The sequence below is a fragment of the Archangium violaceum genome (assembly GCF_016859125.1).
GTDB lineage: Bacteria > Myxococcota > Myxococcia > Myxococcales > Myxococcaceae > Archangium > Archangium violaceum_A.
In genome coordinates this window covers 41,737-51,798 of the sequence record NZ_CP069338.1, presented here as the reverse complement: position 1 = coordinate 51,798, position 10,062 = coordinate 41,737, and the positions used below count along the sequence as shown (strand labels likewise).

Sequence of the window (10,062 nt, the reverse complement as noted above, 5' to 3'; positions counted from 1 at the left end):
TCTCCCTTACATCCGGATGACGACGCCGAGCCCGGCCCGGAAGAGCATGCGGCTGGCGGAAGGCAGGTCCGCCACGGCGGGGTCCGGCTCGAAGAGGAATTCACTTCCGCGCTCGCCGAAGGGCAGCTCGAGGTACCCGCGCACGTTCACGTCGCGCAGCACGCCGACGCCAGCATCCACGCGCGCCAGGAAGGAGGGGTCGCTCAGGTTGGACAGCACGGAGAGGGTGACGCCGGGCTCGGCCTGGCTGCGGCGATCCACGCGCACCTGGGCCAGGCCATAGGCGCGGCCGAAGAAGAGTGAGCGGTAGTCGCCCGTGGAGCGCACCCAGGTGAGCAGGGCGCGGTCGTCGTAGCCGAGCGGGTTGTAGAAGCCCTCGAGCCGGAGGTTGGCGCGGTAGACGTCCCCGAGGCGGAAGGTGCTCTCCACGCCGCCGCTGGCCAGGAGCTTCGGTCCGCCGAAGGGGCGCTCGGAGAAGCCCTCCGCGGTGCGCTGCCAACGGTGGGCGAGGCTGTCGCGCACCAGGGCCAGCTCGGCGTTGAAGTCCAGCGGGCCCACGCCGATGGACCAGTCCAGGCCGTAGCGGGGACGGCGTCCCTGCTGGAAGGCCGCGGTGAGGCTCAGCTCACTCGGACCGAGCGTCACATCCGCCCGCACCGCGCCTCCGTAGCGCAGGGGCTTGGAGCTGGGGCCCTTCAGGTCCGCCGTGGCGATCAACCACAGGCTCGAGGCCATGGACTCCCAGGGGATGTTCACCTTCAGCATGTCGACGCCCGTGCGCAGGTCGAGCGCGTCGAGCGGCTGGGGGTTGGGATCCTGGAGGAAGTCGGTGGGGTTCCACACCTTGGAGCTGCCCCAGCGCAGCTGCTGGCGGCCGAGGGTGAAGAACACGCGCTGGGCGAGGCCGAAGCGGAACCAGAACTGATCCAGGGTGACCTGGGGAGTGGAGAGCACCGGGTCGAGCGCGTCGTAGAGGAGCCGTCCTCGCACGAAGCCGCGCAGATCGTCCGAGGGCCTCACGTCCATGAAGACATCCGCGAGCGAGGGGACCACGGGCTGCATCGTCCGCGCGTCGCTCGACTGATAACCGAGCAGCTCGGCGCGCTGGTAGTAGAGGCCACCCAGGGTGAGCAGGTCGTGTTCCCGGGGCGCTGGTGTTGCCTGTCGCGGCGGGGCGGGCTCCGCGGAGGGCTCGTCGGCGGGCGTGATGACGGCGGGCTGTATCCACTCATCCAACGCCGAGCCGCTGGTGGGCGGTTCGGTGGGGGTGGAGGAGGTCTCCTGCCCCTCGTCGAGCCACCGCGCGGCGACGACGGGAGTCGGGCGGAGCAGCAGCAGCGCGGCCGTGGCGAGAGCGAGCGGGGGCAGGCGAGGCATGGGGGGCGAGCGGGAGTGTAACGAGCGTGCACGGGGCGGGGGAAGGGTTGCCCCCGGCCGCGTGTGCGCCGCTCACGCGGGGTGATAGCCTTTGTCCACCGTCGTTCCGTGCCCCCATCAAGGAATCCCCCCATGCTGGTTCCCGCCCCCGCCTCCGCTCCTCGTGACGCGGCGCGAGGTGAGCCGTCCCTGGCCCTCCCCCGCTCCTTCTGGAAGGACTTCTCCCAGAATCATTGGGAGCGCGGACCCGTGCTCCTCAGGGGCCTCTTCCCGGCACACTTCCCGACGACGGAGGAGATCTTCGACGCGTTCGTCTGGACCTCGGAGCGGTGGTTTCGTGGCGAGTTCCCGCCCAACCGCGTCCTGCGCTTCTTCATCGAGCACCTGGATGGTCCCGAGGGGATTCCGTACTACTCGATGATGTTCCCCACCCGGAACCAGCTGCCGGTGCGCGAGGACGGCGACATGGAGGGGTACCTCGCGCGCGTCGACAAGTGGTTGGGCGGCAAGCGCTTCGGGCTCACCCTCAACCGCTGCCACACCCAGCACTGGGGGCACTGGCAGCAGATCACCAGCTTCCTGTCGGGCCTCTATGAGGTGCTCGGCGTGCCGCTGTTCGGCAGCGACTCGGCCATCTTCCTGGGCAACTACCGCTACACGCCCTTCGGCATCCACAAGGACGACCTGCACGTCTTCAGCTTCGTCATCGAGGGCAAGAAGACCCTGAGCTTCTGGCCCTTCGATTCGCTCGCGCAGCGCGAGGAAGTCCCGAGGGATCCCCAGCTCATCGACAAGCCGGGCTGTGTCATCGTGCGCGACCAGGCCGACGAGGAGAAGCTGCTCTCCCAGGCGACCCTGCTGCACGGCGAGCCGGGGGACCTGATGTACTGGCCGGCCTCCTACTGGCACCGCGCCGAGCCCTCCACGAGCCCCCTCACCATCACGGCCTCGCTCGGGGTGAGCTATCACTCGCCGGAGCTGCTCGGCACGCTGCCTCCGCCCCAGTGGCCCGGCCGCCTGCGCGCCAACGAGATGCCCGTGAACGTGAAGCGCGGCTGGCAGGTCCCCGCTTCGGTGCGCTCGGTCATCAAGGCGCAGTCCCGGCGCGACGCCGTGCGCGCCGCCGAGCGTGAGCGCACCGCCGAGTGGGTGCGCCACCTCACGGGCGCGGCCATGGACGGCGCTCCTCCCGAGGCCACCGAGCCGCCCCTTTCACCCCAGGAGTGGATCCGCACGCACCCCAAGCGTCCGCTCGTCGGCGTGCCGCTGCCGGGGGGGCACCTGCTGATCTCCGGCATGGGCCGCTCCACCACCCTGGAGCCGTCTCCCGCGGTCCGCCGCCGCATCGAGCGGCTGTTGGAGACGCTCAACACGGGCAAGCCCCAGCAGGTGGAGGCGCTCGAGGAGGCCTTCTTCTCTCGGATGCCGGCGCGCTCGTTCAAGCGCGACGCCTTCCGCGCGCTGCTCGATGACCTGGTGCGCTGGCGCGCCGTGTGGCGCTGTGCTCAGTCTCGCGCGAAGTAGTTCGTCGCGTGGGCGTTGCGCTCCATCATCGCGGCCAGGGCGCCGGGCTGGCCGGGGAAGGGATCTCCGGACATCTGGAAGACGAAGTGGTCGTAGTAGCGCGCGAGCTGCCGGCGCAGGCTGTCCGGCAGCCGGGTGACGAGCCGCCGTGTCTCGGCCCTCTGCGGATCGTTCTCCGGGCCGGTGGCCTCGTCACCCGGAGCGAAGACGCTCTGGTGGTAGAGCATCCGGGCCCGCGCCCGCTGCTCGGCGGTGGCGTTCTGGAACAGCCGGATCGCCTTCGTCACGTCCTCCTGCAGGGCGATGAGCTCCTCCAGGGGCGCGGGGAACACCCAGTTGTTGATCATCACGTTGAAGCCGTACGACTCCACGTGGTGCCACCACATGGGGGGCAGGAAGAGCACCTCGCCGGGCTCGATGACCGCGACCTGGGCCTCCTTCAGCGCGTGCTGGAAGAGGGGGAAGCGCTCGAGGTCCGGCTCCAGCAACCGCACCTGGCTCGCCTGGGCGTAGTTGAGCATGCGGTCGAAGGGCGCGTGGTACATGGAGGGCATCAGCTCGGGCGCGAACAGCGTCACCCGCTTCGTTCCCTCCACCATGCAGATGAAGTTCAGGAAGTCGTCGTAGTGCAGGTTGACCACCTGCCCGTCGGAGCCGGCCCACATCATCGGGCGCTCCTGCTCCGGCGTGAGCAGCGGCAACACTCCCGGTCCGAGTGACTCGTACAGCGGCGTCCCCGGGTCGAGGAACATGGCCTGCAGGTACACGTAGGTGTCGGAGACTCCATTCAGGCTCTCCAGCAGGCGGCTCGCGAACACGTCGAAGGGGCCCTTCGGCTCGGGTGGGCCGTACGTCGTGCGCTGCGGATCATTGTCCTGGAAGTGGTAGTGCCCTCCCGTGCGCTGCGGCAGCGTGCTGTAGCGCACCTGCTCGGAGCCGGCGAGTGAGCTCAGCAGCGCGAGCTTCTGCTCGGACGTGGCGCGGGCCCGCAGCTCCTTCAGGAGCTTCCAGTCCTCCATGCACCCGGTCAGCACCACGGGCTCCGTGCTGTGCTTCGCCCAGAACTCCCTGGCATCGGGCCGGTGCAGGCGGCGGACGGGTCGGGCCTCGAAGGGCAGCGGGCGTAGGCTCATGCGGTATTCCAGATCGAACAGATGCATCCAGTGAGGGCGTACATTGACAGATGTCCTCAGCCCGCAAGAATATCAGGTCTTGGGTCTTATCCTCGCTTGCGGTGAGAATCAGTTCCCCCCCCCACTGGAGGCCCCCCATGGCATCGGAAGAGAGCAGCGTGTCGCCCATCGAATCCGCCCCCTCCGAGCAGCAAGCCCAGGCCGCCGCTCCTTCCCTGGAGGCGGCTCCCGAGAAGCTCGATGAGCTCGAGGAGATCAACTTCCTGCTCGAGGAGATCGAGAGCAAGATCGCGCCGCTCGCACTGGCGTGAGCCGTGATGCCGTCATGGACCCGGGCGTGCGTTCCTACGAAGAGGCCTTCTCCCCCTACTGGTACCCCGTCGCCTTCTCGCACGAGCTGAAGGAGCGTCCGCTCGCGGCGCGGCTGTTGGGCAGGGAGCTGGTGGTGTGGCGCGTGGGCTCCGGTGTGGCGGCCACGCAGCGCCATTGCGCGCACCGGGGCGCGGACCTCTGCGCGGGCGAGGTGTCCGGCGAGGGTCTGCGCTGTGCCTTCCATGGCTGGACGTATGGGAAGGACGGACGCTGCGTGCGGGTGCCCTCCCAGCCCGGTGCGCCCATTCCGGCCAGCGCGGCGCTCGCGTCCTTCCGGGCCGTGGAGCGCTACGGCCTCGTCTGGGTGTGTCTGGACGCAGGCTCCGAGCAGACGCCGCCGGAGTGGCCGGAGTTGGAGACCGGCAAGGTGGCCACCGTCGCGCTCCCGCGCCTGGACTGGGACGTCTCCGCGGGCCGCATGTTGGAGATCATCCTGGACGTCACCCATCTGTCGTGGGTGCACAAGGGGACCTTCGGCAACCCGGAGCAGCAGGAGGTGCCTCCTTATGAGGTGACGCGGATGCCCGGCGGCCTGCGGGCGCAGATCTCCTATCCCGCGCTCTCGCCCGCGATGGAGGGCGTGGTGCCCCGGGTGGATCGCACCACGCTCACCTACGAGGTGTTCCTTCCCTTCGCCGTGCGGCTGTCCTTCAAACCGACGCTGTTCTTCCAGCACACGGTGTACGCCGTCGCCTCGCCCTGGTCCGAGGAGAAGATGCAGTGCTTCTACTTCGCCTCGTACCACCCGGGCCTGAAGCACTTCCCCGACATCTTCGTGAAGTCCGAGCTGGCCATCCTCGAGCAGGATCGCCTCGTGGCCGAGGGACAACGCCCCAAGGCCCACCCGCTGGACTTCTCCGGTGAGGTGCACGTGAGGGCGGATCGTCTCCCCATCGAATACCGACGGGGAGTGATCGCGCTGCGCACGGGCCGTCCCGTCGATGGCCCCACTCCGGAATGAGCCGGGCACGGCCCACCGGGGTGTGCTTGGTTTCGCAACTGAACGATTGCTAGAGTCCCCCCGCCTGCCCTGCTGATGACGCCCCCCTGCCTCGTCGCCCCCCGGCGAGGTGTGCAGGACCCAAGTTCCACATGAAACCGTTCCCGAAAATTCTTCTCCTTCCCCTCGTCATGCTCGTGACGGGCTGCAATGTCTTCAACGTCGAGGACAACGAGGGGACGCGTGGCCGTGGCGCGAAGGCGTTCGACCCGTACTCGAGCTCCGCCTCCGGGGCCATCTCCCTGTCGCTGCTGGCCTTCAATGGCTGCGCCATCCTTCCCAATGGCGAGCCGGTGACGCGCGGTGAGCTCGACCTGCCCGGTTACCCGGAGCAGTGCGTGCACCTCAACGACAACTTCATGGCGCTCGGGGAGCCCCGGACGCCCACGGCCCGGCTCACCGTCGTGCGAGACTCGCTCTACTTCCTGCGCGAGTTCTCCGTGATGGACGCGCTCGTCGGCGTCCACACGGACTTCGCGAACCGGAAGGCGCCCTCCGACTGGATGCGCAAGCACTCGCGCTTCAAGAGCCTGGACTGGAGCGGCCTGACCGTGGGCCGAGAGAACTGGAAGAGCCAGGGCTACGGCAGCTTCCAGCGGGAGATCTTCTACGAGAACGCCGCGTGGATGGTCTCCGACGACGACACCCTGAAGGTGGAGGTGCTCGACGCGGACGGGAACGTCCGGACGTCGCAGACCTACGGTCGCAGGGAGTTCCTCGCCGAGAACCCCATCACCGGCCGCACCCGCGCGAGCTGGACGACGACCGGCGTCGGCGCTCCGCGCTACCCCGGTGATGCGGAGCCCCGGCCGGGCTCCTACCCGACTCCCATCTACCACACGGGGGTGAAGGTCTCGTTCGCCAACTCCACCAACCCCTTCAAGACCTTCCGCATGCCGAATGTCGACGGCGAGGGGGTCATCCGCGTCACCTGGAGCCTGATGCCCGAGGAGCCCTTCCTCTTCCCGGTCACCTTCGTGCGCGAGCAGGACCGCGAGGCCACCTGCTACAAGCTGGGCGCCGACGGCCTGGCCACCAACGAGCAGGTGCCCTGCGGCTTCGGCCTCAAGCAGGAGCTGAAGATCAACAAGCCGAAGAACGGCAAGTACTACATGCCGGGCGAGACGCTCGACTTCCTCGTGTCGCTGCAGGACGGGGACGGCCACGGTCTGCACCCGCGCGACCTGATGCCCAGCTGGAACGACTTCATCGGCGGGACGTCCAACGGCCTCGGCTACTTCAATGACCGGATGATCCTCAACTTCCGGGACACGAGCAGCACCGAGTCGGGCTTCAAGGTGGTGGGGCCGCTGCAGGATCTGAAGGTGGTCAACGGCACCTACGCGCTGCCCTACTTCTCCCATCCCGCGTACGGCGAGCCGCAGTTCTACGTCGGCCCCGGCATGGCGGATGCCTTCCCCGGGTACGCGGCGGCCAAGCAGCCCACGCGTTACTCCGTGAAGCTCTCCGAGGACGCGAAGCCGGGCACCTACCTCATCATGCTCAAGGGGCACCGGGCCGTGGACGGGGAGCGCCTCAACCGGCTCGACTCCTTCTTCTTCCAGGTGGGCCAGGAGCAGGCGACGACCTACCCGGGTCAGGTCGGCAACTGCCAGATCTGCCACAACGGGGTGAACTCGCTGGACAACCTCCACCACGGCATGTCGGTGGACCACGTGGAGGCCTGCAAGACGTGTCACTTCGAGCCGCAGGTCGGCCACATCTCCGACTTCATCCACCGCATGCACATGAATTCGCGCAAGTACAAGCAGAACAAGGCGGACTGCACCATGTGCCACCTGACGCGTGAGAGCACGGTGCGGCCCAGCCTCGCCGCCTGCAACAGCTGCCACATCAGCTCGCACGGCACCGAGTACTTCGACGTGCAGTTCGCGGATCTGCAGAACACGCCGAATGCCTACGGCAACTGCGCCAACTCGTGCCACGGCGTGACCCCGCCGTCGCGTCACATCCTCCCCGGCCAATGAGACTCCCGAGGACCACCATGAGGGTTTCGTCCGTCATCTCCCGTGTGCTGCTCGCGGCCGCCCTGACCGGGTGCTCCACCGAGACGCCGTCCCCGCCCGCATCCACTCCGGCGTATTCGGAGCTGCCGCCCCGGAAGACCACCGTGTCCGGCATCATCTTCGACCCGGAGGCCTTCTACTTCTCCCTGAAGACCTTCCCGTCGTTTCCAGACTCGCCGCCTCCGCCGGGCATGCTCATCATCGGGATTCCGCACCTGACGCGCTCGGTGCCCGTGGGGGCGCGCGTGAGCGTGGTGGACGGCGACACCGTGGCCGACTCCAGCGAGGTCGTCACTCCGGCGGTCGCCTGGCAGGTGCCGGGCGTGCCGACCGACGACACCATCGAGTACGCGCTGCGGGCCGAGCCCCATCCGGAGGCCGGGGGCATCAGCATCGGCGCCCCGGAGGATTTCCCCGCGCCCTTCTTCGAGCCCGTTCCTCCCTCGACGTACCATCCCACCACCTCCCTGAGTCCCCTGCGCACGCTCGGCCCGTCCTGCGTCTCGCAGGTGGCGATGATGGTGGGCGAGGCCGGTGCCCTGTCCGCCGTGGCCTCGTACCGGACGTCGCATGGCACGCCGACGACCGTCGCGGATCTGCTCAACCCCGCCAAGGTGGCGGGCGTGGCGCTCGTGTGGGTGATCTCCCCGTCCCCCTTCATGGACTTCTTCCACGAGCCGCTGGGTGACGTGGAGATGGTGAAGGAGTCGGGCCAGGGTACGGTGTACGCGCTCGACTGGCAGTTGCCGGGGAGCGTCGCCGGCCAGTCGCCCATGGGCTACTACGTCTCGTCCGCGTCGATCAGCCCCATTGGCTACTACGCGATCGTCTTCCCGCCGGGCGCCACGGAGCCGGTGTCGCTGGGCTTCACCGACACCGTGACGGAGCTCCCCCCGCCCCCGGACGTGCCGCCAAGCGAGAACGGTCTGCGGCCGTACCCGCTGGCCCCCGCCTTCGTGCCGGTACGCCCGGGCGTGTCCATCCTCCGCACGTTCGCCTTCCCCTCGCTCTCGTACCCGCCTCCTTCCGAGGACGAGGAGTACGTGCCGCCCACGGACATGAGTTGGCTGTGCCGTTGATGCCCCGCGGCAGTTTCCCCTCTCCCCCTGGGAGAGGGTCGGGGTGAGGGTACCCGAGCCTGTTCTTCAACCCGTGAGCGGTCCTCAGCGCCAGGGCCGCAGGTGGAGTTGCCGGAAGCGCACGGCGGGCTGTCCGAAGGACACGGGCAGCGGGCCGTGGTCCAGCTTGCGGCAGCCGCGGGTAGCGAAGAGGTTCTGGGAGTCGGCGCCCACCGCGTCGATGCTGGCCAGGGCCTCCAGGCCGTTGCCGCCGAGGATGCCCGGAGACACCCTGCGTCCCGGGCGGCCATCGCGGATCTCCTGGGCCTCGATCACGTAGAAGCTGAAGTCGCCCGACAGCAGGTTCATGTGGCGCGGCGTCAGGTGGCGCACCAGCAGCCCCTGGGGAAGGTCGGCCATGAGGCCCTCGAGGTTCCCCTGGTGCGGCTCCACGCGCGTGTGGGCCATGCGAGGAAGGGGCGGGTGCTTGAAGCCCACGCGCCGGCCGTGGCCGTTGGGCGAGTGGCCCAGCTCCCTGGCGCTCCGCGCGTCCAGCAGCGGCGAGCCGATGATGCCCGCGTGGATGAGTGGCACGGGGCGTGAGGGATTGCCCTCGTCATCCCATTCATAGGCGAGCGCCTCGTGCCCATCGGTGGGGTCGTCCGAGATGGAGACGAAGGGCTCGGCCACGCGCTGGCCGAGGCGGTGCGCCAGGTAGGAGCCACCCCGGGCGACGACGTCTCCCTCCATCGGGTGCCCGCAGACCTCGTGGAAGAAGCAGCCGGAGGCCGATCCGGGAGGGAACACCACGGGCATGGGGCCGGTGGGGCAGGGCCCGACGGGGGTGGACTCATGGAGCAGCCGCACCATCCGCTCCACCAGGGACTCGAGCTCCGGCAGGGCCGCGCGCAGTCGCTCCCCGTCCGGGTAGGCCGCGCAGCGCCACAACTCCTCCGTCCCGCTGGCGGTGGTGGCATGCGTCTTCAGCTCGATGAGGGCGTAGCGCCTCCGGTCCGTCACGTGGCGGTCGTCGCCCACGAAGAGGGTCCGCTGGTCCACCTCGCGCAGCAACACGTCCAGGTGCGCCGCGCCCGCCTCGCGTGCCCGCTCCACCAGCCGGCGCACCACACCCTCCGTGGCACCCGTGCTCTCCGCCAGTTCCAGGCCCGGGGTGAACAGCTCGCGCGCTCGGCTCGCCACCTCTCCGGGCAGGGCGCCGGCCGGGAGCGTGTCGCGAGCCACCTCCGTCCAGAGTTGCTCCATGCCTCCGGGGAACTCGCGGCGGACCGCGTAGCCTCGTTCGAGGGTAGGCGGTTGGACGCGCAGCCCCGAGGGCTGGTGGATGATCTCGCTGACCTCGCGCCGCTCCACGAACCAGTCGGACACGCTGCGCTCCTCCTCCCCACTTCTTAACAATGTCCCCTCTCCCTTCGGGAGAGGGTCAGGGTGAGGGTAGCCGAGCCCGTTCTTTCAACCCGTGGCCCAAGGTGTGGACAGTGGGTTCAACCCGGGTTCACGCGATACCCTCACCCCGTCCCTCTCCCGAAGGGAGAGGGAGTCTGAAGATGGGG

The 10,062-nt window shown here is 69.0% G+C and carries 8 protein-coding genes; 5 read left to right on the top strand and 3 right to left on the bottom strand.

Features of this window, described 5'->3' with window-relative positions; genetic code table 11:
• Positions 1-6: 6 nt before the first annotated feature.
• Positions 7-1,377, bottom strand: coding sequence for a hypothetical protein (locus JQX13_RS00220; RefSeq protein WP_203407070.1), 1,371 nt, complete (start codon positions 1,375-1,377; stop codon positions 7-9).
• Between the two features lie 132 nt (positions 1,378-1,509).
• Here JQX13_RS00220 and JQX13_RS00215 point away from each other — a divergent pair, with 132 nt between their 5' ends.
• Positions 1,510-2,901 (top strand): JmjC domain-containing protein, encoded by a 1,392-nt coding sequence (locus JQX13_RS00215; RefSeq protein ID WP_203407069.1) that lies wholly within the window; start codon positions 1,510-1,512, stop codon positions 2,899-2,901.
• Here the strand turns inward: JQX13_RS00215 and JQX13_RS00210 are convergent.
• Positions 2,883-4,034, bottom strand: a complete 1,152-nt coding sequence (locus JQX13_RS00210) for a cupin-like domain-containing protein (RefSeq protein ID WP_203407068.1) — start codon at positions 4,032-4,034, stop codon at positions 2,883-2,885. The genes JQX13_RS00215 and JQX13_RS00210 overlap by 19 nt on opposite strands.
• Before the next feature lie 137 nt (positions 4,035-4,171).
• On the opposite strand from JQX13_RS00210, the gene JQX13_RS00205 reads away from it, so the two are divergent.
• The 4 genes from JQX13_RS00205 to JQX13_RS00190 all read left to right on the top strand — a co-directional run bounded on the left by JQX13_RS00205 (position 4,172) and on the right by JQX13_RS00190 (position 8,512).
• The gene (locus JQX13_RS00205) at positions 4,172-4,345 is read left to right on the top strand and encodes a Xan family putative trans-acting RiPP leader peptide (protein WP_203407067.1); all 174 of its coding nucleotides are present in this window, start codon (positions 4,172-4,174) and stop codon (positions 4,343-4,345) included.
• 26 nt (positions 4,346-4,371) lie between these two features.
• A complete protein-coding gene (locus JQX13_RS00200; RefSeq protein ID WP_203407066.1) occupies positions 4,372-5,367 on the top strand; it encodes an aromatic ring-hydroxylating oxygenase subunit alpha in 996 nt (331 codons plus the stop codon).
• 131 nt (positions 5,368-5,498) lie between these two features.
• On the top strand, positions 5,499-7,394 hold the full coding sequence (locus JQX13_RS00195; RefSeq protein ID WP_203407065.1) for a hypothetical protein: 1,896 nt from the start codon (positions 5,499-5,501) through the stop codon (positions 7,392-7,394).
• Between the two features lie 17 nt (positions 7,395-7,411).
• Entirely contained in the window at positions 7,412-8,512 is a 1,101-nt protein-coding gene (locus JQX13_RS00190; RefSeq protein WP_203407064.1) for a hypothetical protein, read from the top strand.
• Between the two features lie 84 nt (positions 8,513-8,596).
• On the opposite strand, the gene JQX13_RS00185 is transcribed toward JQX13_RS00190, so the two are convergent.
• Positions 8,597-9,877 (bottom strand): TldD/PmbA family protein, encoded by a 1,281-nt coding sequence (locus JQX13_RS00185; protein ID WP_239014433.1) that lies wholly within the window; start codon positions 9,875-9,877, stop codon positions 8,597-8,599.
• Positions 9,878-10,062: the final 185 nt, after the last annotated feature.